General features: G+C 68.5%; 20 protein-coding genes and 1 pseudogene. 7 read left to right on the top strand and 14 right to left on the bottom strand.

From position 1 onward, the window contains the following. The coding region (locus tag ACFQ36_RS09635) for a pyruvate kinase alpha/beta domain-containing protein (RefSeq protein WP_377013014.1) at positions 1-560 on the top strand (560 nt) is incomplete at its 5' end. A gap of 155 nt (positions 561-715) precedes the next feature. Here the strand turns inward: ACFQ36_RS09635 and ACFQ36_RS09630 are convergent. The 6 genes and pseudogenes from ACFQ36_RS09630 to ACFQ36_RS09605 all read right to left on the bottom strand — a co-directional run. Beyond that, positions 716-825, bottom strand: a pseudogene (locus ACFQ36_RS09630) (IS30 family transposase); the annotation flags it as partial. Between the two features lie 395 nt (positions 826-1,220). Further along, positions 1,221-2,576 (bottom strand): allantoinase AllB, encoded by a 1,356-nt coding sequence (gene allB / locus ACFQ36_RS09625; protein WP_377013012.1) that lies wholly within the window; start codon positions 2,574-2,576, stop codon positions 1,221-1,223. Continuing rightward, positions 2,573-3,757 carry a glycerate kinase gene (locus tag ACFQ36_RS09620; RefSeq protein ID WP_377013009.1) on the bottom strand — a complete coding sequence of 395 codons (1,185 nt, stop codon included), beginning with the start codon at positions 3,755-3,757 and terminating at the stop codon, positions 2,573-2,575. Before ACFQ36_RS09620 ends, allB begins: the two co-directional genes overlap by 4 nt. 4 nt (positions 3,758-3,761) lie before the next feature. Then, entirely contained in the window at positions 3,762-5,540 is a 1,779-nt protein-coding gene (gene gcl, locus ACFQ36_RS09615) for a glyoxylate carboligase (protein ID WP_377013007.1), read from the bottom strand. Between the two features lie 29 nt (positions 5,541-5,569). Continuing rightward, positions 5,570-6,448 carry a 2-hydroxy-3-oxopropionate reductase gene (locus ACFQ36_RS09610; RefSeq protein ID WP_377013005.1) on the bottom strand — a complete coding sequence of 293 codons (879 nt, stop codon included), beginning with the start codon at positions 6,446-6,448 and terminating at the stop codon, positions 5,570-5,572. A gap of 51 nt (positions 6,449-6,499) precedes the next feature. Beyond that, complete coding sequence (locus ACFQ36_RS09605; RefSeq protein ID WP_377013002.1) at positions 6,500-7,303, bottom strand: hydroxypyruvate isomerase family protein; 804 nt, start codon at positions 7,301-7,303, stop codon at positions 6,500-6,502. A gap of 398 nt (positions 7,304-7,701) precedes the next feature. Between ACFQ36_RS09605 and ACFQ36_RS09600 the strand changes: the two genes are divergently transcribed. The 4 genes from ACFQ36_RS09600 to ACFQ36_RS09585 all read left to right on the top strand — a co-directional run bounded on the left by ACFQ36_RS09600 (position 7,702) and on the right by ACFQ36_RS09585 (position 12,309). Further along, positions 7,702-9,237: an NCS1 family nucleobase:cation symporter-1 gene (locus ACFQ36_RS09600; protein ID WP_377013001.1), complete on the top strand. Its 1,536-nt coding sequence runs from the start codon at positions 7,702-7,704 to the stop codon at positions 9,235-9,237. A gap of 31 nt (positions 9,238-9,268) precedes the next feature. Then, a complete protein-coding gene (locus tag ACFQ36_RS09595) occupies positions 9,269-10,045 on the top strand; it encodes an aspartate/glutamate racemase family protein (protein ID WP_377012998.1) in 777 nt (258 codons plus the stop codon). 561 nt (positions 10,046-10,606) lie between these two features. Next, positions 10,607-10,969 (top strand): PadR family transcriptional regulator, encoded by a 363-nt coding sequence (locus ACFQ36_RS09590; RefSeq protein ID WP_377012995.1) that lies wholly within the window; start codon positions 10,607-10,609, stop codon positions 10,967-10,969. Next, on the top strand, positions 10,969-12,309 hold the full coding sequence (locus ACFQ36_RS09585; RefSeq protein WP_377012993.1) for a permease prefix domain 1-containing protein: 1,341 nt from the start codon (positions 10,969-10,971) through the stop codon (positions 12,307-12,309). Before ACFQ36_RS09590 ends, ACFQ36_RS09585 begins: the two co-directional genes overlap by 1 nt. A 76-nt stretch (positions 12,310-12,385) precedes the next feature. Here ACFQ36_RS09585 and ACFQ36_RS09580 read toward each other — a convergent pair whose 3' ends face one another. The 4 genes from ACFQ36_RS09580 to ACFQ36_RS09565 are packed head-to-tail and all read right to left on the bottom strand — an operon-like array spanning position 12,386 to position 17,502. Beyond that, positions 12,386-13,201: a bifunctional allantoicase/(S)-ureidoglycine aminohydrolase gene (locus tag ACFQ36_RS09580; protein WP_377012991.1), complete on the bottom strand. Its 816-nt coding sequence runs from the start codon at positions 13,199-13,201 to the stop codon at positions 12,386-12,388. Further along, on the bottom strand, positions 13,198-14,493 hold the full coding sequence (locus ACFQ36_RS09575; protein ID WP_377012990.1) for a DUF6986 family protein: 1,296 nt from the start codon (positions 14,491-14,493) through the stop codon (positions 13,198-13,200). The genes ACFQ36_RS09580 and ACFQ36_RS09575 overlap by 4 nt, the downstream gene beginning before the upstream one ends. Further along, positions 14,493-16,097, bottom strand: a complete 1,605-nt coding sequence (gene aceB, locus ACFQ36_RS09570) for a malate synthase A (protein WP_377012988.1) — start codon at positions 16,095-16,097, stop codon at positions 14,493-14,495. Before aceB ends, ACFQ36_RS09575 begins: the two co-directional genes overlap by 1 nt. Before the next feature lie 19 nt (positions 16,098-16,116). After that, entirely contained in the window at positions 16,117-17,502 is a 1,386-nt protein-coding gene (locus tag ACFQ36_RS09565; protein WP_377012986.1) for an NAD-dependent malic enzyme, read from the bottom strand. A gap of 247 nt (positions 17,503-17,749) precedes the next feature. On the opposite strand from ACFQ36_RS09565, the gene ACFQ36_RS09560 reads away from it, so the two are divergent. Further along, the gene (locus ACFQ36_RS09560; RefSeq protein ID WP_377012983.1) at positions 17,750-18,508 is read left to right on the top strand and encodes an IclR family transcriptional regulator; all 759 of its coding nucleotides are present in this window, start codon (positions 17,750-17,752) and stop codon (positions 18,506-18,508) included. Between the two features lie 84 nt (positions 18,509-18,592). On the opposite strand, the gene ACFQ36_RS09555 is transcribed toward ACFQ36_RS09560, so the two are convergent. From ACFQ36_RS09555 to uraD, 4 genes are all read right to left on the bottom strand, one after another. Beyond that, on the bottom strand, positions 18,593-20,251 hold the full coding sequence (locus ACFQ36_RS09555) for a nucleobase:cation symporter-2 family protein (protein ID WP_377012981.1): 1,659 nt from the start codon (positions 20,249-20,251) through the stop codon (positions 18,593-18,595). Positions 20,252-20,316: 65 nt separating this feature from the next. Then, complete coding sequence (gene pucL, locus ACFQ36_RS09550; RefSeq protein ID WP_377012979.1) at positions 20,317-21,231, bottom strand: factor-independent urate hydroxylase; 915 nt, start codon at positions 21,229-21,231, stop codon at positions 20,317-20,319. 2 nt (positions 21,232-21,233) lie between these two features. Further along, the gene (gene uraH / locus ACFQ36_RS09545) at positions 21,234-21,575 is read right to left on the bottom strand and encodes a hydroxyisourate hydrolase (protein ID WP_377012977.1); all 342 of its coding nucleotides are present in this window, start codon (positions 21,573-21,575) and stop codon (positions 21,234-21,236) included. Then, positions 21,572-22,066 (bottom strand): 2-oxo-4-hydroxy-4-carboxy-5-ureidoimidazoline decarboxylase, encoded by a 495-nt coding sequence (gene uraD / locus ACFQ36_RS09540; protein WP_377012975.1) that lies wholly within the window; start codon positions 22,064-22,066, stop codon positions 21,572-21,574. The genes uraH and uraD overlap by 4 nt, the downstream gene beginning before the upstream one ends. Before the next feature lie 287 nt (positions 22,067-22,353). Here uraD and ACFQ36_RS09535 point away from each other — a divergent pair, with 287 nt between their 5' ends. Then, the gene (locus ACFQ36_RS09535) at positions 22,354-22,533 is read left to right on the top strand and encodes a hypothetical protein (protein WP_377012973.1); all 180 of its coding nucleotides are present in this window, start codon (positions 22,354-22,356) and stop codon (positions 22,531-22,533) included. The last annotated feature ends 577 nt before the right edge of the window (positions 22,534-23,110 follow it).

Below are 23,110 nucleotides of genomic sequence, written 5' to 3'. Positions count from 1 at the left end.
TCTCGGGCGAAACGAGCGTGGGCAGGTATCCCCTGGAGACGGTGGAGACCATGGCCCGGATCATCGAATCCACCGAGCAGCACGGGCTGGAGCGCATCCCCCCGCTGGGCTCCCGGCCGCGGACGCGGGGCGGGGCAATCACCCGGGCGGCGGTGGAGATCGCCGACCAGCTGGACGCCCGGTACATCTGCGCCTTCACCCAGTCCGGAGACACCGCCCGCCGGCTCGGCAGGTTGCGCCCGGTCAGGCCGCTGATTGCGTTCACGTCGCTCGAAGCTACGCTGAACGTGCTGGCGCTGAGCTGGGGCATCCGCCCCGTCCTGGTCGATTTCGCCGGCCATACCGACAAGATGACCGCCCAGGTGGACCAGTACCTCTTCGATGCCGGCCTGGTGGACCTGGACGACCTGGTGGTCATCGCCGCCGGCTCCCCGCCGGGCACCACCGGGTCCACCAACATGCTCAAGGTCCACCGGGTCGGGGACCTGGCCGACGCCGGGTCCGGCAACCTGCGCCGCCGCGAGAAGGTCGGTCCCTGGCCCGCCGACGCACAACCCTGACCCCCCCTCGGAAAACTGGTCGGCAGATGCCGTGTTTCGGCGGAAACCGGTCAGCAGATGTCCTGCAACAAAAAGCGGCCGGCAGATGCCCCGAATGGGAGCATCTGCCGGCCGCTTCCGTGCGCCCCCGGTTGCTGCGGCCGCCCATTTTCCCCGGGCAGGTGCACCAGCAGCACGTACCGGGTGTGCGCTCGACCAGGGTCCCGACGGCACTCCTGTTGGCGCCGCCGGTGATCGGATCCCCTTCCCAGTGCCCGGGCACGGCCCAGCTTCCGGGCGATCCGGCTCATCCTCCACCCGGCGGCGAGCAGGTCCGCGATCCCCTCCCGCTCCAACACAACCAGGAAGTCCTCCTGCCGCCGTATCTCCTGCCCGAATCTGATTTTCCCGCTACAGACGGCACGGCCGCCGCACTCCCCTTCCTCAAGGGGTGTTGCAGCGAGCGCCAGAACCCCTCCTCCCCGACGGCGGAAACCGGTCAATAGGCATCCTGTTTTCACGAAAAGCGGCCGGCAGATGCCCCGAATGGGAACATCTGCCGGCCACCTCCGTGCGCCCCTGGTTGCTGCTGCCGGCCAATTTTCCCTGAGGAAGGACATCTACTGACCAATTTTTCCCCAGGGGGAGCAGCTACCGGCCAATTTTCGCGTGGGGTGGTGCTCAGGCCTCGCCGCGGCGGATCAGGGCGCCGCCGGGCTGCCGGAAGTCGACTTCCCGGCCGCGCACGAAGGTCCTGCGCACGACGCCGGCCAGCGGCTTGCCATTGTACGGGCTGATCGGGTTCTTGTGATGCAGTTTGTCCACGTCCACCACGAAGCTCTCGTCGGCGGCGAAGACGGCGAAGTCCGCGTCAAAGCCCAGCGCCAGCTGGCCCTTGCGGGTCAGCCGCGCCAGTTGTGCGGGCTTCTGCGACATCCAGGACACGACCTGCTCCAGCGGGATGCCCCGCCGGCGAGCCTCGGTCCAAATCAGCGGCAGTCCCAGCTGCAGTGAGGCCACCCCGCCCCAGGCCACGCCGAAATCGCCGTTCTCCAGGTCCTTCAGGTCCAGGGTGCTCGGGGAATGGTCGGAGACGATGCAGTCGATGATGCCGTCCTCCAGCCCCTTCCAGAGCAGCTCCCGGTTGGAGGCCTCACGGATCGGAGGGCAGCACTTGAACGCCGTCGCACCGTTGGGGATCTCCTCGGCCAGCAGGGTCAGGTAGTGCGGACAGGTTTCCACGGTCAGCCGCACGCCGTCGCGCTTGGCGCTGGCAATCATCGGCAGCGCGTCCGAGGAGGACAGGTGCAGGATGTGAGCCCGCGCCCCGGTCCAACGGGCGCGCTCGATCACCTCGGCAATGGCCACGTTCTCCGCCCCGCGGGGCCGGGAGGCGAGGAACTTCGCATACTGGTCGCCCTCGGCGTGCGGCGCCCGGTCGATGGCGCGGGAGTCCTCGGCATGGACGATCATGAGCGAATCGAAGCCCTTCAGCTCCCCCATGTCCTTTTCCATCTCATCCGCGTCCAGCGGCGGGAACTCGTCCACGCCCGAGTGCAGCAGGAAGCACTTGAAGCCGAAGACGCCCTCGTCATGCAGCGGCCGCAGATCCCCGATATTTCCCGGGACCGCCCCGCCCCAGAAGCCCACGTCCACGAACGCCTGGCCGGCGGCTGCGGCGCGCTTTTCCTCCAGGGCCGGTACATTGACCGTCGGCGGGATGCTGTTCAGGGGCATGTCCAGGATGGTCGTCACCCCGCCGGCTGCGGCGGCGCGGGTGGCGGAGGCGAAGCCCTCCCACTCGGTGCGCCCGGGTTCGTTCACGTGCACGTGGGTGTCCACCAGGCCCGGGATCAGGGTCTCGTCCGCAGCCAGCTCAACGACCTCGCGGCCCGTGAGCCGGTTACCCAGCGGCTCGATGGCCACGATCCGGCCATCGCGGATGCCGACCTCGCGGGCGGTGATGCCCGCCGTCGTTAGGATCCGCCCACCGCGGATCACCAGGTCGAATTCAGGACCTGTCGCTGTTTCGCTCATTCGTTGTCTCCTCTTCGAGCACTTTCGTACGCCTTGCCGCCGGCACCGGTGCCGCTCCCAAGCAGTTGGTGCGCCATCTTCCGGCCGGTCTCTTCCAGCAGGGCCGCAGCACGGGACATGCATACGGCCGGATCGGCCTCCAGGTCGGTCAGGGCGTAGGTGCGCACGAACCCGGCCGCCTCCAGCTGGCTGGAAGCCAGCAGCGTCCGTCCGCAGACTGCCACCACCGGGACCCCGGCCGCGGCAGCCACGGCCGCCACGCCCATTGGCGCCTTGCCCTCCAGCGACTGCAGGTCCAGGCTGCCCTCACCGGTGATGACCAGGGTTGCACCTTCAATCCTGGGCTTCAGCTGCACCATGTCCATGACGACGTCGATGCCGCGGCTGCGCCGGGCGTCCAGGACGGCCAGGGCGGCAAAACCGACGCCGCCGGCCGCCCCGGCGCCGGGTGCGGCGGCGATCTGGCGGACCCGGTCGCCGGCGCCGGCGGCCAGCACGTCCACGAAGCGGGCCACGGCGGCATCGAGTTCGCCGACGTCGGCGGCCGAAGCGCCCTTTTGCGGGCCGAAGACCGCGGCGGCGCCGTTGGGTCCGAGCAGCGGGTTGTCCACATCCGAGGCCAGGATGATCTCGGTCTGTTCCAGGCGCGCGTCCAGCCCCGACAGGTCCACGCAGGCCACGTGCGCCAGGGCGGCCCCGCCCGGCGGCAACTCGCGGCCGGCGGCGTCAAGCAGCCGGACACCCAGGCCCTGCAGCAGCCCGGCACCGCCGTCGGTGCCGGCGCTGCCGCCGACGCCGAGGATGATGCTGGTGCAGCCGGCATCGAGCGCGGCACGTATCAGTTCACCGGTGCCGCGGCTGGTGGCGGTACGGGCCCGCAGCACCCCGCCGGGCAGCACCGCCAGCCCGGAGGCGGCGGCCATCTCGATCACAGCCTGTCGGCCACGGACCGCAAAGCCCGCCGTCAGCGGCTCGCCGGTGGGACCCGCCACGGCGGCCTCGTGCCGGGCATACCCGGCGCCGAAGGCCGCCTCAAGGGTTCCCTCGCCGCCATCGGCCACGGGCACCTTGTCCACCGCGAGGCCCGGAGCCGCGGCCAGCAGCCCCCGTTCCAGCGCGGCGGCCACCTCGGGCGCGGACAGCGAGCCCTTGAACTTGTCCGGGGCGATCACCACGCGCATGGGATCAGTCCAGCAGTGCCGCGATGGCGGTCGGGGCGTCGGCGGCGGAGGCGGCCAGCTCCTCGAACTCGGCCACGTTGTCCAGCTCGGTGCCCATGGAAATGTTGGTCACGCGCTCCAGGATGACCTCCACCACCACCGGGACCTTGAACTCGGCCATGAGGGCCCGGGCCTTGTCGAAGGCGGATGCCAGGTCCTGCGGGTCCTCGACCCGCAGCGCCTTGCAGCCCAGGCCCTCGGCCACCTTGACGTGGTCCACCCCGTAGCCGTTGGTCTCGGGGGAGTTGACGTTCTCGAAGGCGAGCGAGACGTGGTAGTCCATTTCGAACCCGCGCTGGGACTGGCGGATCAGGCCCAGGTAGGAGTTGTTCACCACCACGTGGATGTAGGGCAGCTGGAACTGTGCGCCGACCGCCAGTTCTTCGATCATGAACTGGAAGTCGTAGTCGCCGGACAGCGCCACGACGGTCTCGCCGGGCTTGCCGCGCACGACGCCGAGGGCGGCCGGGCCGGTCCAGCCCAGCGGGCCGGCCTGGCCGGCGTTGATCCACTTGCGCGGGCCGAACACGTGCAGCAGCTGGGCACCGGCGATCTGCGATAGCCCGATGGTGGACACGTAGGTGGTCTCCGGGCCGAAGGCCTTGTTCATCTCCTCGTACACGCGCTGCGGCTTGATCGGCACGTTGTCGAAGTGCGTCCTGCGCTGCATGCGACCGCGTTTTTCCTGCGCCGACCGGGCCCAGGCGGAGTAGTCCGGCAGCGTGCCCGCGGCCTGCCGCTCCCTGGCCACCTCGATGAGGGCATCGAGGGCGTGGCCGGCATCGGAGACGATCCCGAAATCGGGCGAGAACACGCGGCCGATCTGGGTCGGCTCGATGTCCACGTGCACGAACGTGCGGCCGGCGGTGTACTTCTCGATCGAGCCGGTGTGGCGGTTGGCCCAGCGGTTGCCGATGCCGATCACGAAGTCGGACTCGAGGAACGTCGCGTTGGCGTACTTGTGGCTCGTCTGCAGACCCACCATGCCGGCGGTCAGCCGGTGGTCGTCCGGGATGGCGCCCCAGCCCATCAGCGTCGGGACCACCGGCACGTTGAGAATCTCGGCCAGTTCCACGAGCCGGTCGGCGGCGTCGGCGTTGATGATGCCGCCGCCGGCGACGATGAGCGGCCGCTGCGAAGCCGTGAGCATGTCCAGGGCCTTCCGGGCCTGCCGGCGCGTGGCCCGCGGCTTCTCCACGGGCAAGGGCTCGTAGGCGTCGATGTCGAAGTCGATCTGAGCCATCTGCACGTCGAACGGCAGGTCCAGCAGCACCGGGCCGGGACGGCCGGAGCGCATCAGCTGGAAGGCCTTCTGCACCGCGCCGGGCACCTGTCCCGGCTCGAGGATGGTCATCGCCATCTTGGTCAGCGGCTTGGCGATGGACTCAATGTCCACGGCCTGGAAGTCCTCCTTGTGCAGCTTGGCGACCGGGGCCTGCCCGGTGAAGCACAGCATCGGGATGGAATCGGCCTGCGCGGCGTAGAGTCCGGTGATCATGTCCGTGCCGGCGGGGCCGGAGGTGCCCAGGCACACGCCGATATTGCCGGCCTTGGCCCGGGAGTAGCCGTCGGCCATGTGCGAGGCGCCCTCCACATGGCGGGCCAGCGTGTGGCGGATGCCGCCGTGGGCCTTCATGGCCGAGTACAGCGGGTTGATCGCGGCGCCGGGCAGGCCGAAGGCCTCGGTGGAGCCCTCCTTCTCCAGGATGGCCACAATCGCGTCGACAGTGCGCATCTTTGCCATGTCGAAAGCTCCTTACAAAGTCGGTGGGGTTACTGCTTGCCGGAGAGCTCGTTGGTGAGCTTGAAAAGACCCGAGTGGTCGAGGCCGCCGTCGCCGCGGGCAACGAGGGCGGAGACGAGCTGGGCAACGGCCGCGCCGAGCGGGACGACGACGCCGGCCTCGCGGGCGGCGGAGGTCACGATGCCCAGATCCTTGTTATGCAGGGCGAGGCGGAAGCCCGGGTCGAAGTTGCGCTCAAGCATCTTCCGGCCCTTCTGGTCCAGGACCTTGGAGCCGGCGAGGCCGCCGCCGAGGACCTTGAGCGCGGCATCGGTGTCGACGCCGTAGGCCTCCAGGAACACAATGGCCTCGGAGAGCGCCTGGATGTTGACGGCGACAATGAGCTGGTTGGCGGCCTTCACGGTCTGTCCGGAACCGGCGGGCCCCACGTGCACGATGGTCTTCCCGACAGCCTCCAGCACGGGACGGGCGGCCTCGAAGTCCGCGGCCTCGCCGCCGACCATGATGGAGAGCACCGCGTCGATCGCACCCTGCTCGCCGCCGGAGACCGGAGCGTCGAGCGGGCGGATGCCGGCGGCCCTGGCGTCCCCGGCCAGGCGCTTGGCCACATCCGGGCGGATGCTGCTGGCGTCGATCCACAGGGCGCCCTGCTTCGCATGGGCGAAGACGCCGTCCGGGCCGCTGACCACGCCTTCGACGTCCGGGGAGTCCGGCACCATGGTGATGACGACGTCGGCGTCCTTGACCGCCTCGGCGATGCTGGCCGCGCCGCGGCCGCCTTCGGAGGCCAGCTTGTTGATCTTGTCCTCGCTGCGGTTGTAGCCGGTGACCGTGTGGCCGGCCTTGACCAGGTTGACGGCCATCGGCAGGCCCATGATTCCGAGTCCGATCACTGCGATGTTGCTCATGATGTGTCCTTTGCTGAAGTCTGTTCGGTGCTGGTGGACTGTCGGGCGGTCTTAGCGTGCGTCGCTGCGTTCGCGGACGGCCCAGGCGAAGGCTTCGGCCTGCGGAGCCTTGTATTCCAGGCCGATGCAGCCTTCGTAGCCGAGTTCGCGGGAGCGGGTGATCCATTCGTCCAGCGGCAGCTGCCCGGATCCCGGGGCGCCGCGGCCCGGGTTGTCGGCTATCTGGATGTGGCCGAAGTCCTTGGCGTGGTTCTCGATCACGGCTTCGACATCGTCGCCGTTGACGGCCAGATGGTAGAAGTCCGCCAGCAGCTTGATGTTCCGCGCGCCGGAGGCGGCCCGGACCCGGTCGATCACCGCGAGCGCGTCCGCGGCGGTCAGCAGCGGGTAGGCCGGGGCGCCGGAGACCGGCTCGAGCAGCACGGTGCCGCCGATCCGGGCCACGCCCTCGGCCGCGGCGGCCAGGTTCTTCACGGCCAGCTCGTCCTGCTCCTCGGGCGTGCAGCCGTCCTGGCGGTTGCCGTAGAGGGCGTTGAAGGCCTTGCAGCCAAGGCGTTCGCCGATGCCGGCGACGACGTCGATGTTGTCCTTGAACTCGGAGCAGCGGCCCTTCCAGGACACCAGTCCGCGGTCGCCGGCCGGCATGTCGCCGGCATTGAAGTTCAACCCGGTCAGCTGCACGCCGGCGTCGGTGATGGCCCGCTCGAAGGCGGCAACATCCCTGTCGGCCGGCACCGACTCGGCGAAGGGCCACCAGAACTCCACGTTGTCGAAGCCGGCCGCCTTGGCCGCCGCCGGGCGCTCCCACAGCGGCAGCTCGGTCAGGAGGATGGAGCAGTTCACGGTGTATGACATGAGGTTTCCCATCTGGACGGCAATCCCGGACCAACGGTTCCGGCACCTGCAGTCCTTATCACTGTTCCGCCCTACAGTTATTTCATATTGCGGAAGTTTTATTCTGCTTTATGAAAAGTCTAGAAGGTGGCCCACCCCACTGTCAACGACAGGGGACAGAGGTTTTTCCATCAGACGGAAATCATATTCCCTCTTGTGGAAGACTGTGACGTGAATTACAGTGGGTGCACATTCCATGCGGCGGGCCCCGCCCCGAGGCACCGCCTTCGGCACTTCCGCGGCCGCCGGACCGCATCTGCCGGCGTTTACCACCGCCGGTCCCCACCGGCAGAATCGGGGCCCGAAATGCCTGAACCACCAGCAAAGCCGCCCCGCCAGAGTGATCGGAAAGCCCCACCATGAATGCAGTCCCCGAAGCGACCGTCGTCGACAACGCCGTCGACCTCCACCCGCCGGCCGCAGGCGGCACCGGCCATGACAGGCCGCCGGCCGGGCTCAGCCCCCGGCTCTACAACCAGGACCTCGCCCCCACCCAGCAGCAGGGACGGCGCTGGACCGCCTACAGCATCTTCACCCTCTGGGCGAACGACGTGCACAGCCTGGGCAATTACGCCTTCGCCATCGGCCTCTTCGCCCTCGGCCTCGGCGGGTGGCAGATCCTGCTCGCCCTCGGCGTCGGAGCAGTCCTGCTCTTCCTGCTGCTCAGCCTCTCCGGCTACATGGGCTTCAAAACAGGGGTGCCGTTCCCGGTGATGAGCCGGATTGCCTTCGGCATCCACGGCGCCCAGATCGCCGCCCTTGCCCGCGGCGGAGTCGCCATCGCATGGTTCGGCATCCAGACTTATCTGGCCTCCGTCGTCTTCCGGGTCATGATCACCGCACTGGTTCCCGCGCTGGCAGACCTGGATACCAACAACATCCTCGGCCTTTCCACGCTGGGCTGGTTCTCCTTCGTGCTGCTCTGGATTGTCCAGGTCATCATTGTCAGTTATGGCATGGAGATGATCCGCAAATACGAGGCTTTCGCCGGTCCGATCATCCTGGCGACCATGGCCGCCATCGCCATCTGGATGTTCATGCAGGCAGGTGCTTCCATCGCCTGGTCCACGAACAACAGCCTCACCGGCATGCACATGTGGCTGACCATCCTGGGCGGCGGTGCCCTGTGGGTTTCCATCTACGGCACCTTCGTCCTGAACTTCTGTGATTTCACCCGCTCGTCCAAGACCCGGAAATCCATCATCCGCGGCAACTTCTGGGGCATCCCCATTAACATGCTGGTCTTCGGCGCCATCGTCGTCGTGCTGGCCGGTGCCCAGTTCAAGATCAACGGCACCATCATCGAAAGCCCCTCGGACATCGTCCAGACCATCCCCAACACCCTGCTGCTCGTGCTGGCCTGCCTGGCCCTGCTCGTGCTGACCATCGCCGTGAACCTGATGGCCAACTTCGTGGCTCCCATCTACGCCCTGACGAACCTGTTCCCGCGCCGGCTGAACTTCCGCCGGGCAGGCATCGTCAGCGCCGTCATCGGCCTGGTCATCCTGCCGTGGAACCTCTACAACAACCCGCTGGTCATCGTCTATTTCCTCGGCGGACTCGGTGCCCTGCTCGGCCCGCTGTTCGGCGTCATCATGGCCGACTACTGGCTGATCCGCCGCACCAAGGTCAACGTCCCGGATCTGTACCGCGACCGCCCCTCCGCCACGTACTACTACAAGTCGGGCGTCAACCCGCGCGCCATCGCCGCACTGGTTCCCGCTGCCATCATCGCCATCGTGATCGCCTTCGTCCCGGCCTTCGAGGCGGCATCGTCCTTCTCCTGGTTCTTCGGTGCCGGCATCGCCGCGGCGGTCTACTGCCTCATCGCCGACCGCAAGCAGCACTTCCAGGACGTTTCGGGCGAGCCCATCGCGGTCCCGAGCGCCCACTAACCCCCGCCACGCCGTCGAAAGCAAAGAAACCATGCGCATCCTCGTCGTCAACGTCAACACCACCCGGTCCATGACGGACGCCATCGGCGCCTCCGCCCGGGCAGCCGCGTCCGAAGGAACCGAAATCGTCGCCCTGACCCCGCGGTTCGGAGCCGACTCCTGCGAAGGCAACTTCGAAAGCTATCTTGCCGCGATCGCCGTGATGGACAAGGTGCTCTCCTACCCGGAACCGTTCGACGCCGTCATCCAGGCCGGCTACGGCGAGCACGGCCGCGAAGGCCTGCAGGAACTCCTGGATGTCCCCGTGGTCGATATCACCGAGGCCGCCGCCAGCACCGCCATGTTCCTGGGCCACAAGTACTCGGTGGTCACCACGCTGGACCGCACCGTTCCACTGATCGAGGACAGGCTGAAGCTGGCCGGCCTCGATGACCGGTGTGCCTCGGTGCGCGCCAGCGGTCTCGGCGTCCTGGAACTCGAGGAGGACCCGGACCGTGCCGTGCAGGCCATTGCCGGACAGGCCGAACGCGCGGTCCGGGAGGACAAAGCCGAGGTGATCTGCCTGGGCTGCGGCGGCATGGCCGGCCTTGAGGAGCAAGTCAGCGCCCGGACCGGGGTGCCGATCGTCGACGGCGTACGGGCCGCCGTCGCCATTGCCGAGTCCCTGGTCCGACTGGGACTGGCCACCTCCAAGGTCCGCACCTACGCCCCGCCCCGGCCGAAAACGATACTGGGCTGGCCGCTGAACCCGGACGAAACCCGGCCGCACCCGGCCGGAATCGGCGCAAGGGCCAGGCCCGGGGCCTGACCGCAGGGCGACCTGCGCCGGAAGATCCCGACCGACGGGGAACTATCCCCAGCGGCCGGGATCTTCCGCGTCCACCCGCCGCCCGGCGGTTCCTTGATGCCCGCCAAGCTTCTGTTATCCTGCGGCGCCGTGACCCATCGATTTTCCCTGTGACCCGGACTTTTCCGGCTTCCGGCCGCTCCGGCGCGGAGCGGTGATTCAGCATGCCTTGGCAGGGAACCGGGCAATGGTTTCCCTCCTTCCGGTCCCGGAAGGCACCGCCTCCTGGCGCACCCTTTGGCCAGCCTGGATGACGGCCGGCAGGCTGCGCCAACTGCTTCACCCTGTGCTGCACCGCCTTCGGCTTCTCCCGGTCCGTCGAATCTGCCATCGACAAGCCGGCAGGTTCGCCCGCTTCGACGCCCTAACTCGCCCCGGGCCGGGTCAACGCGGCCCGGGGCGATGCCGCAACGCGGCTGCCCTGCGGGCCGGGGGCCCTGCGCACGGGCACAGCCAGGACCCATTTGCCATACCTAGATCTGCAAGGTTTAATGCCTTGTAGATCTAGGTATAGGAGGCGCGGTGCGCATTGAGAAGGATCTGGTGGCCGCCGCGGCCACCCCGCTCGTGCTGGGGATCCTGGCGGAAGGCGACCTGTACGGTTATGCGATCCTCAAGCGCGTGGGGGAGCTGTCCGGCGGACGCATGCAGTGGACCGACGGGATGCTCTACCCGCTGCTGCACCGACTCGAGCGGCTCGGCTACGTCTCGTCGTCGTGGGGTACGTCCGAGGCCGGGCGCCGGCGCAAGCATTACTCGATCACTCCGGCGGGCCGGGAGGCGCTCGCCGACCGGCAGGAGCAGTGGAACGTCGTGGCCGGGGCGCTGCGGCAGGTGTGGCAGGCCGCCCAGCGGCCGCCCGCCGCGGCCGAAGGGTGGGCGTGATGGAGCTGCACACGGAGCTGGAGGCCCATATCGGCCGGTGGCGCGGGTACGTCCAGCGGCGCCAGGCGATCTCCCCGGCCGATATTGACGAGCTGGAGGACCACCTGCGCGGGCAGGTCGCCGACCTGCAGGCGGCCGGGCTCGACGACGAGGAGGCCTTCCTCGTCGCGATCAAGCGCCTGGGCAGCCTCGACGCCGTCTCGCGCGAATTCGCCCGCGAGCACTCCGACCGGCTGTGGAAGCAGCTCGTGCTCGTCCCGGAGGGCGACGCCGGCGCGCCCCCGTGGCGGGAGCTGGCGGTCGTCCTCGCACTCGGCGCCGGGGCGGGCCTGGCGGTCAAGGCCGGCCTGGCCTGGCTCGACGGCGCGGTGCTGGCGCGCAACCTCGGCCTGCTCGTCTTCCCGTTCCTTGCCGGGTACTTCGCGTGGAAGCGCCGGCTTACCGCAGCCATGGCGGCGGCGCTGTCCGTCCCGTTCGCGGTGCTGGCGGTCCTGCTCAACGCCTATCCGTTCGCCGCCGGCGGGTCCACCGGGGTGCTCGCCGCGCTGCACGCCCCGGTCGTGCTGTGGCTGCTGGCCGGGGTGGCCTACGTCGGGGGCAGGTGGCGCTCCGATGGCCGGCGCATGGATTTCGTCCGGTTCACCGGCGAACTGGCAATCTACTACACGCTCCTGGCCCTCGGCGGCGCCGTCCTGACCGGGCTCACGTTCGCGGTGCTCCAGGTTGCCGGCACCGATCTGGAGCCGGTGCTGGAAAACTGGATCCTGCCGTTCGCCGTCCCGGGGGCGCTAATCGTGGCCGCGTGGCTGGTCGAGGCCAAGCAGAATGTCGTCGAGAACATCGCCCCCGTCCTCACGCGCGTCTTCACGCCCCTGACGATTGCCATGCTGCTGGCCCTGCTGGCCGTCCTCGCAGCCGCGGGCGGCCTCGCCGAGGTCGACCGCGACCTGCTCATCCTCATGGATGCGATCCTCGTCCTCGTCCTGTGCCTGCTGCTCTACTCGATTTCCGCCCGCGACCCGCTCGCGCCGCCCGGCCTGTTCGATGCCCTGCAGCTGGTCCTCGTCGCCGCGGCCTTCGCGGTCGATGCGGTGATGCTGACCGCCATGCTGACCCGGATCGCCGAATTCGGCTTCAGTCCCAACAAGATCGCCGCGCTCGGCCTGAACCTGCTGCTGCTGGTGCACCTGGTCCGGGCGGCCTGGCTCACCGCCGGGTTCCTGCGCGGACGGTGCCGGTTTACCGCGCTCGAGCGCTGGCAGACCCGGTACCTGCCGGTCTACGGCGTCTGGGCCGCCGTCGTCGTTGCGGTCTTCCCGCCCGCCTTCGGCTTCGCCTGAGCGGGCGGCCGCGGCCCGGACACGGCTCCGCCCCGATCCTTGTGCAGGCCCGGGGCGGAGCGGTTTGCGGGCGAGGTCAGAGCCGGATCTGGCGGTTGACGTCCTTGTACAGCAGGTACCGGAAGTTGCCCGGCCCGCCGGCGTAGCAGGCCTGCGGGCAGAAGGCGCGCAGCGACATGTAGTCGCCTTCCTGGACCTCCACCCAGTCGCCGTTGAGGCGGTAGACGGCCTTGCCTTCGAGCACGTACAGGCCGTGTTCCATCACGTGCGTTTCGGCAAACGGGATCGAGGCGCCCGGCTCGAAGGTGACGATGTTGATGTGCATGTCGTAGGCCAAATCGTCCACCGGCAGCATCCGGGTGGTGCGCCACTTGTTGTCCGTGTCCGGCATCGGGTGCGGCTCGAGCTCCTGCTCGTTGCCGAACACCGGCTTGGCGGTATAGCCCTCGAGCGGCTCGTACGCCTTGCGGATCCAGTGGAACTTCGCCGCGACCTGGCCGTCGTTCCTGACCTGCCAGGCCACACCGGCCGGGGCGTAGGCGAAGCCGCCGGGCGCCAGGATCCGGGTCTCGCCGTCGATGGTGACGGTCAGTTCGCCGGCGACCACGAAGACGAAGCCCTCGACCGTCGCCTGCGCCTCCGGCTTCGCCGAACCGCCGCCGGGGGCGGTCTCCATCAGGTACTGCGCGAAGGTGGTGGCCCCGCCGGCGACCGGCCGGTTCAGGATCCATACCGCGGTCCGGTCCCAGTCCGGCAGCACGGACGTGACGATATCGCGCAGCACCCCGCGCGGGATCACCGTGTAGGCCTCGGTGACGATCGCCCGGTCGGTGAGCAGGTCCGTCTGCGGCGGCAGGCCGGCCGGGTTGGCGTAGTAGCGGGCAGTGCTCATTCGGGGTCCTTCCCGGTGGTGGCGGATGTGGTGGTGTGCGGCCGGGCCAGCGCCGCCAGGGTGTCGGCCGGGACCTCGGCCAGGGCGGTGAACTCGGCTTCGTCCAGCGCCCCGCAGGCCAGCCCGCGCTGGATGAAGCGGGCCAGCGCACGGGCGGTGGCCGGCTCGTCCAGGATGGCGCTGTCCACCTTGTGCACGTAATTCTTCAGCCGGGCCGCCGCCGGGGCAAACCCGTCCCGGTAGAAGGCGTAGGTGGCCAGGTACCGGGTGGGCAGCTGCGCCGGGTGCAGGTCCCAGCCCTGGTAGATGCCGCGTTCCAGGTGGCGCCGGACCAGCCGGGCATGCAGGGCCCAGGCCCGCGCCACGTGCTCCGCACCGCCGACCGGGAGGATATTGGTGGAGCCGTCCGAGATCCGCACTCCGGTGCCGGCTACGGCCACCTGCATCACGGCCTTGGCGTGGTCGGCGGCCGGATGCTCCATCGACTGGTACTGTGCGGCAATGCCCAGCGAGGCGCTGTAGTCGTAGGTGCCGTAGTGCAGCGAGCTGACCCGGCCGTCCGCGGCATGGATCAGCCGGGCCGCCGGCACGGTGCCGTCCGCGGCCAGGATCAGCTGCGGGGTCTCCACCTGTACCTCGAAGCGCAGCCGGCCGGCGGGCAGGTTGTGGACCCGCTCGAGCTGTCCGCAGGCGTAGGCCATCGCTTCGACCTGGGCCACCGTGGTGACCTTGGGCAGCGTCAATACCAGTCCCTCGGGCAGGCCCTGCTCCCCCGCGCGCTCGAGCAGGCTGCCCAGGAACAAATCCAGGGTGCGCAGCCCGCGGGCCCGGGTGGGCGCCTCAAAGCACTTGAAGCGGATGCCGATGAACGGCGGGGCGGTCCCGGCGGCCGCGGCCCGGGCCACGGCCGCTCCGGCGGCGAGCGCGTCGGCGTCTTCCCGCTCGTTGCCGCGGTCCCCGTAGCCGTCCTCGAAATCCAGGCGCAGGTCCTCGACCGGTTCGGTTTCCAGCTTGCGGCGGACCAGCTCGGCCAGCCGGGGCGCCCCGGCCAGGCCGAGCGTGGCGGCGAGCTGCTCGAGCCCGGTGTGCTCCTTGACCGCGGCCAGCGCGTCGGCGCCCCAGCGGGCGGGAAGGTCCGGATCGAACGTGTCCGCCGGCACGTACACCGTGTGCACCGGCTGGCGCCCGGCATCCTCGCCCGGGTAGGCTGCGGCGAGCAGGGCGTCGGTGGCCGCCAGGTCGGTGTCGATCCTGGCCGCCACTTCGGGGCCGAAGGCCTGGACCGGCGCCATCAGGACACCAGCTCGTAGGCCGGCAGGGTCAAGAAGTCCACGAACGGCCCGTCGCCGATGGTCAGGTCGGCGATCAACTTGCCGGCCGGTTCGTAGTACTTGGCGAAAGCCTGCTCGTCGCCGACCTCGCCGCGCAGCCGCTCGACCTCCTCGGCCAGGATGCGCCCGGCCAGGTCGCGCGTGGCGGTGTTGCCGGTGTCGGCGTAGCGGACCTGGTTGTGGATTTGCTGCCAAACCTGGGTGCGGGAGATCTCGGCGGTGGCGGCGTCCTCCATCAGGTTGTGGATGGCCACGGCGCCGTTGCCGGAGAGCCAGACGGCGGTGTAGGCCACGGCCACGTACAGGTTCGACCGCAGGCCGGCCTCGGTCACCTCGCCCGCGGCGGAGGAAACGTCGAGCAGCTGCGCGGCGGTGACCTGCACGTCCTCGCGCAGCCGGTCCACCTGGTTCGGCCTGTCCCCCAGCACCTCGTCGAAGACTTCGCGGCAGGTGGCCACCAGGTCCGGGTGCGCCACCCAGGAGCCGTCGAAGCCGTCGGTGGCTTCGCGCTTCTTGTCCGCGCGGACCTTTTCCACCGCCTGGGCGGTGATTTCCGGTTCCTTGCGGTTGGGGATGAAGGCGGCCATCCCGCCCATGGCGAAGGCGCCGCGGCGGTGGCAGGTCTTCACCAGCAGTTCGGTGTAGGCGCGCATGAACGGGGCGGTCATGGACACGCTGGCCCGGTCCGGCATCACAAAGGCTTCCCCGGACTCACGGAAGTACTTGATGATACTGAACAGGTAGTCCCAGCGGCCGGCGTTCAGCCCGGAGGCATGCTCGCGCAGCTCGTAGAGGATCTCCTCCATCTGGAACGCGGCCGGGATGGTTTCGATCAGCACGGTGGCGCGGATGGTGCCCTGCGGGATCCCGAGTTCGTCCTGGGCGAAGACGAAGATGTCGTTCCACAGCCTGGCTTCCAGGTGGTTTTCCATCTTGGGCAGGTAGTAGAACGGGCCCTCGCCGGTGGCGGCCAGCTGGACCGCGTTGTGGAAGAAGTGCAGGCCGAAGTCCACCAGGGCGCCCACGGCCGGGGCACCGTCGATGAGGAGGTTCTTTTCCGGCAGGTGCCAGCCGCGCGGGCGCACCACCACGGTGGTCAGCGGGATGTCCGTGCGCAGCGTGTAGTCCCTGCCCTCGGGCGAGGTGTAGGCCAGGTCCCCGCGGGCGGCGCCGGAGAGGTTCAGCTGCGCGTCGATGACGTTGTGCCAGGTCGGCGCGCTGGCATCCTCAAGGTCCGCCAGCCAGACCTTGGCGCCGGAGTTCAGGGCGTTGATGGCCATCTTCACCGGCGAAGCCGGGCCGGTCATCTCCACGCGGCGGTCGCGCAGCCTCTCCGGCGCCGGGGCCACCTGCCAGTCGCCCTCGCGAACGTGGCGGGTTTCGGGCAGGAAGTCCAGGGTGCCGGCGGCCGCGGCCTGACGGCGGGCGGTCACGCGCTCGGCCAGCAGCTCGTCGCGGGTGGCGGCGAACTTGCGGTGCAGCTGCTCGACGAAATCCAGGGCCGCCGGGGTCAGGATCTTCTCCGCGCCGGCCACCGGCTGCGGATCGGTCAGGGTCAGTGCCATTGTGGTCCTCGCTTCGGGGTCAGTTGGTGCGGGCGGCGGCGGCGACGGCGGCGGCCACTTCGGCGGCGACGTGCGGATCGAACACGCTCGGGATGATGAAGCTGGCGTTGAGCTCCTCGTCCGAAACGCGCCGGGCGATGGCGTCGGCCGCGGCCACCAGCATGGCGTCGGTGATGTCCGCGGCCCCGGCGTCGAGCAGGCCCCGGAAGAAGCCGGGGAAGGCCAGCACGTTGTTGATCTGGTTCGGGAAGTCGCTGCGGCCGGTGGCGACAACGGCGGCGTGCTTCGCGGCGGCGACCGGGTCCACCTCCGGGTCCGGGTTGGCCATGGCGAAGACAATGGCGTCCTCGGCCATGGCCGCCACCTGGGCCTCGCCGAGGATGTTCGGACCGCTGACGCCGATGAAGACGTCCGCGCCGGCCACGGCATCGTGCAGGGAACCGGAGAAGTTCTCCGGGTTGGTGTTCGCGGCCAGCCAGGCCCGGTGCGGGTCGGCGTAGTCCTCGTTGCGGTGGATCGCCCCGCTGCGCCCGCAGGCAATGATGTTCAGCGCACCCTGGGCCTTGAGCAGCTGGATGATGGCGTTGCCGGCCGCGCCGACCCCGGCGACGACGATCTTCACGTCCTCGATCTTCTTGTTGACCACCTTCAGCGCGTTCTGCAGCGCAGCCAGGGTCACGATGGCGGTGCCGTGCTGGTCGTCGTGGAAGACCGGGATGTCCAGCTCCTCGCGCAGCCGGCGCTCGATCTCGAAGCAGCGCGGGGCGGCGATGTCCTCGAGGTTCACCCCGCCGTAGACCGGTGCGAGCGCCTTGACGATCCGGATGATCTCCTCGGTGTCCTGGGTGTCCAGGCAGACCGGCCAGGCGTCCACGCCGGCGAACTGCTTGAACAGCGCGGCCTTGCCCTCCATCACCGGCAGCGCGGCGGCCGGGCCGATGTTGCCCAGGCCCAGCACGGCGGAGCCGTCGGTGACCACGGCAATGGTATTGCGCTTGACGGTCAGCCGGCGGGCGTCGTCGGGATTGGCGGCGATCGCCTGGCAGACGCGGGCGACGCCGGGGGTGTAGGCGCGGGAGAGGTCGTCGCGGTTGCGCAGTGCCACCTTGGGGACGACCTCGAGCTTGCCGCCCAAGTGCATCAGGAAGGTGCGGTCGCTTACCTTGCGCACGCTCACGCCGTCGAGCGCCTCAAGCGCATCGCGGACCCGGTCCGAGTGCCCGGCGTCGGTGGTATTGCAGCTGATGTCCACGATCAGGTGCTGGTGCGTGGATTCGACCACGTCCAGCGCGGTCACCGCGGCTCCGGCCGCGCCGACGGCGGCGGCCAGCTCGCTGGTGACGGTGAAGTTGACCGGAGTCTGCACGCGCAGGGTGATCGAATACCCGGGGCTGGGGACCGCCATAGTTCCTCCTGGATAGGGCTGGACCGGCGCCGGCCGGACCGGCGCCAAATGAAATTCGTTTTCCGTATTATGGATATTATTATCTGGGATGCGGAAAGGCAACCTGTCTGCGAGATATTTTTCTCGGAATGCGAAAACCGCATCCTCCGTGCGGTACCGTGGAAATACAAGGCCCGGTACGGCCTTTCCGCCGCTGGCCGGCAGACCTGCGCGGTTCCGCGGCCAAACCCATCGAGAGTGAGTTTCCATGGCAGAAAAAGCCTCCGGAGGCGTCCAGTCCGTTGAGCGGGCGTTCGAGCTCCTTGAACTGATTACCCAGGCCGGCGGCCAGGTCACCCTCAGCGAGCTGTCCTCCGTCACCACGCTGCCGCTACCGACGATCCACCGGCTGCTGCGCACCCTGGTCTCGCTCGGCTACGTCCGCCAGCTGCCCAACCGCCGCTACGCCCTCGGTCCGAGCCTGATCCGCCTCGGCGAGGTGGCCAACAAACAGCTGGGCGCGGTGGCCCGGCCGTATCTGAAAGACCTGGTGGACACCCTGGGCGAATCGGCCAACATGGCCCTGCTGGACTCGGACATGGTGGTCTACGTCGCCCAAGTCCCCTCGCCGCACTCGATGCGCATGTTCACCGAGGTGGGCCGCCGCGCCCACACCCACGACACCGGTGTCGGCAAGGCCATCCTGGCCCAGCTGGACCCGGCCACGGTCAGGGGCATTGTCACCGGCGCGGGCATGCCGACGCCGACGCCGAAGAGCATCGGCAACCTGAAGGACCTGGAGGCCGAGCTGGACCGCATCCGCGAGCGCGGCTACTCGGTCGACGAAGAGGAACAGGAAATCGGCGTCCGCTGCTTCGCCATGGCCGTGCCCGAGGCGCCGACGCCGATGGCCATCTCCGTCTCCGGCCCGGTCTCCCGGGTGGATGCAGCCTTCGCCGAACGGGCCATACCGCTGCTGCGCGAGGCCGCGGACAGGATTTCCAAAGAACTGAACGCCGCCAGCTAAACCAGCTGAAAACCGCAAGACGGCCGGCCTGCAGCATGTCCGCTGCGGGCCGGCCGTTGTGTCGGCGGAGCCCCGCCAATCTCGTCAGTCTTTGCCCGGGGCCATGCCTTCGGGGTTCCCCGCAGCCGGGGCGGACGGCCCGGAGGCGAGCGCGCCGCCCTCGCGTTCCCCGGGGTCCTCGCATTCCTCGCAGATCCGCTTGACGTCCTCGACGCAGGTGATTTCACCGCTGTCGAGCTTTTCCTGGACCAGCCGGTACTGGCGCTCGTTGACCATCGGGACCTCCTGGCCGTGGGCGTCCATGAGCCTGCCGCCTTCGAAGTAGTCGCCTTCCTGCAGGCCCTTGAGCTCCCAGTTCCGGACCAGACGGGGCGGACTCGCGGCCATGACCGAGGAACCCCTGCGGTTGCCGCGCTTGAACTCGTTGAAGAGCAGGTTCAGCAGCACCGCCATCACGGCCGCCGAACTGATGCCGGAGTGGAAGATGGTGGCGAACCAGGCCGGGAACGCGTCGTAGAACTCGGGCTTGACCACCGGGACCAGGCCGAAGGCCAGCGAGGCGGCCACGATGACCAGGTTCATGTTGTCCTTGTACTTGACCTTGGACAGCGTCCGGATGCCGCTGGCGGCCACGGTGCCGAAGAGCACGATGCCGGCTCCGCCGAGCACCGGGGTCGGGACGGCGGCCACCACGCGGCCCAGCACCGGCAGCAGGCCGAGGATGACCAGGATGGCGCCGCCGGCGGTGACCACAAAGCGGCTCCTGATGCCGGTAATCGCCACCAGCCCCACGTTCTGGGCGAAGGCGCTCTGGGTGAAGGTGTTGAAGACCGGAGCGATGGCGCTGGAGGCCATGTCCGCCCGCAGCCCGTTGGCGATGCGCTTGGAGTCCACCCGGGTGCCGGCAATCTCGCCGACCGCAAGGATGTCCGCGGTGGTTTCGGTCAGGATCACCAGGACCACGATGGTCATCGAAATGATGCCGCCGACCTCGAATACGGGCAGGCCGAAGGCGAAGGGCCGGGGCAGTTCCACGATGGCGCCGGCGCCGACCTTGGAGAAGTCCGCCATGCCCAGCACGGCGGCAAGAATGGTGCCGATCACGATGGCCAGCAGGATGGACAGCCGCGAGATGGCGGCGTTGCCGACCTTGCTCAGCAGCAGCACGATGGCCAGCGTGACCGCGGCCAGGGCGATGTTCTGCACGCTGCCGTAGCTATCGGCCTTGGCGTTGCCGCCCATGGCCCAGTTGGCCGCCACCGGAATCAGCGAGACGCCGATGGAGGTAATCACGACGCCGGTGACCACCGGCGGGAAGAACCTGATGATCCGTGCGAAGAAGGGCGCGATCAAAAAGCCGATCACGGCCGCGGCCATGACGGAACCGAAGACCGCAGGCAGGCCCCCGCCGCCGTTGACGATCGCCACCAGGGTGGCCACCGAGGCGAAGGAGGTGCCCTGGACCAGCGGCAGCTGGCAGCCGAAGAACGGAATGCCGACCGTCTGCAGGATGGTGGCGGCGCCGCCGATGAACAGGCAGCAGGCGATGAGCAGGGCGATCTGGTCCGTGCCGACGCCGGCGGCCGTGCCGATGATCAGCGGCGGGGCGATGATGCCGCCGTACATGGTCAATACGTGCTGGAGCCCGTAGGCGAAAGTCTTGCCCAGCGGCAGCCGTTCGTCTTCGGGCCGTTGTCCGGGTTCGGTGCTGGAAGTGCTAGAAATAGTGTGTGCTGTGTCCACAGCCGACCTCCTTGTCGGGGGTGGGTGCCGGGACGCGGGCGAGCGTCCCGGCACCTGTTTCATGACTAGCAGAATGCGGGAATGTTCTCCCAGACAACATGGGTGGCCGGTGTGCCCTCGCGCTGGATGGTGGCCTCGATCAGGCCGTACGGGCGGTCGGCCGCGTAGAAGACCTCGTTCGGGTTGTCCTGGCCAAACGGGGACAGGTCCACCAGGAAGTGGTGCTTGTTCGGCAGCGACATCTTGATCTCGTCGATCTCCGGGTGCGCTTCGAGCACGCGGCGGCCCATTTCGTACATGGTCTGCTGCAGGGCCAGCGAGTGGGTCTGCGCAAAGGCATCCAGCAGCAGTTCCCGGACGGAGGCGTACACGGCGTCGAAGTCGACGTCGGTGGTGTTGTAGCGCCAGCGGGCGGTCACGTCGGTGGCCAAGATCCGGTCGGTGGTCTCCTGCAGGGTGGTGTACTTGTCCTTGGGGAAGCCGTGGAACTCGCTGCCGGTGGACTTCAGGACGGTCAGGTCCTCGATGCCGGCGACGACCGCCTTCTCGGAGCCGCGGATTTCCAGCACCGCGGTGCGCACCTCGCTCTTGTTGCGCGAAAACGCGTGGTCGTGGTCGTTGATCCGGTCCCAGAAGAACTCCTGGGCGGCCCAGCGGCCGCCGGTGACCCACTCGAAGCTGGAGGTGAAATGTTCGCCAAGGCGGAGCAGGAACTCCTCCGTGCTGGCCACGCCGTTGCGGGCGAAGGCGTAGACAGTGTTCTTCTGGGTGTCGGTGGGCACCACGCGGGCGTTGTCGCCCTCGGTGTGGGCGGCCTCGAAGTCACCGTGCAGCTGCGAGGAGACGTTCAGGTCCTGGATCCGGTGCCGGCCGGTGTCGCGGGTGATCTTGACCAGGCGGACCTCGGCCTTGCCATACTGGTTGCTGCCCAGCACGATGCGGGTGCCGGTGGCGGACTGGTTCCGGGCGGTGGTGGTCACGGTTAGCTCCCTCGGTAAGTGGAATATGCAAACGGGCTGATGAGAAGTGGTACGTGGTAGTGCTCTGCCGGGTCCTTCAGGGCGAAGGTCAGCTCCACGGACGGGAAGAAGGTTTCCGTTCCCTGCTCCCCGAAGTAGGAACCCGTCTCGAAACTGATCCGGTACGTTCCTGCTTCGATCCGTCCGGGGCCCAGATTCTTGATGCGGCCGTCCGCATCCGTGGTCCCCGAACCGATTTCCTGCCAGCCGGCTGCCGATTTGGCTTCCAGAGTGGCCTTGACACCGGAGGCAGGCCTCCCGGTCCCGGTGTCGAGAATGTGGGTAGTCACATGGCTGACGCTCATGCTTCCAGTACTCCTCTGAGTCGGAGGACGGCGATTTCGCGCAGCTGCGCGGCGATGACCGGCAGTTCGTCCTCGGGCGAATTGCCGAGCCGGCGTTCGAGCTCGGCGAGGATTTCTTCGGCGCTGCGTCCGGCCGCGCGGATCAAGAAGACCCGGCCGAACTTGTCTTCATAGGCTTCGTTGCCCACGCGCAGCCGGCGGGCGGTCTCGGCGGAGGAGTCGACGCCGGCCTGTTCGCTGCGGGACATGCCCGCCTCGGTGCTGTTGCCGGCGGCGCGCTCGCCGATACGCGGATGGTGCGCCAGGGCGCCGTCGATCTCTTCCCCGCTCCAAGGATGGGCGGCCCGCTCGGCAGCGGCCACCACGTCCTCGATGCGGGCAAACGGGCGCTGCCGCACGATCTGCTCGACCCAGCGCTGGATGTCCACGCACGGACGCAGCACGGCTGCGGCCTCTTCGGCGGATGCGGCATTGAAAAGGTTAAGATCCATTGGGTGTCAGCTCTTTCAGGCTCCCCACGAGCAACGCTGAACACCCTTGACCATCGGTTCCCGGAAACGCTCGGTAGCGACTTGATTCGATGTTATTGCATCGTGGAATTTCTATTCCGAAATAAGTGTAACTGCCGTCACACGATGCCTGTCAAGGGTACCCGCCGAATCTCTTTTCGCAAACCAGAAAGGCCTGTCGACCCCTTGACGGGGAGGCGGCGAGGATCTAGCGTTTTCCATATAACAATATTTATTTTCCGCTATATGAAATAGCTCAAGGAGGGACCATGACCGTCGACCACCACACCGCCCCCGCCCCGCCCACTGCCGCGAAACACATTTTCGACGCCGGCGGCACCGATCCGGACTTCTACTTCCCGCCGAAGCGTGCCTCGGCGGGAAGCGCGGGTTTCTTCCGGTTCGTCCGCACCCTTCCGGGCCGCCTGGCCCGGACGCTGCGCGGCTGACGCGGTGCGGCCAAGGAAGCAGCCTACGGCAATGGCGGGCCCATACGGACCCGCCATTGCTGCTTAACACCCCCTCCACGGAAAATCGGTCAGCAGATGCTGCCTCGGTGCGGAAACCGGGCGGTAGATGCAGCGCTTCCGGAAAAACCGGTGCAGGGCAGCCGGCGAGGCGTCCCGACTCAGGAACGCCTGGTATTCGCCCTCGCATCTTCATTGACCGGCGGCTGCCGGCGGCAGCTCCCGTCCTCCACCGCCGGCAGAAGGAGATCCCGCCGGCGGCACTGCATGAGGACAGCGTCAACTGGCCAGGTTTGGCCGCTACCGTGCGTCGGTTGCCCGGTTTTTGCTGGTGGGCAACATCTGCCGACCACTTTCGGCAGGCGGGGAGCATCTGCCGACCAGTTTTTTGGCGGGGGAGGGGTGGAATGACGGCGGCGGGTCCCCGTTGCCGGGAACCCGCCGCCGTTATCCGGCCGCCTCTGGCGGCCCTGGGACCTGCAGGGTCAGGACTCGCCGCCGGCGGTGCCGGAGGTGCCGGCGTTGACGTCGTTGAGCTTGTAGCGCTCGAAGGCCTCCT

Origin of the sequence: Arthrobacter sp. GCM10027362 (genome assembly GCF_042679445.1) — a bacterium.
GTDB lineage: Bacteria > Actinomycetota > Actinomycetes > Actinomycetales > Micrococcaceae > Crystallibacter.
Note: the sequence above shows the minus strand (reverse complement) of the source record. Positions and strands in the feature narration are given on the sequence as shown.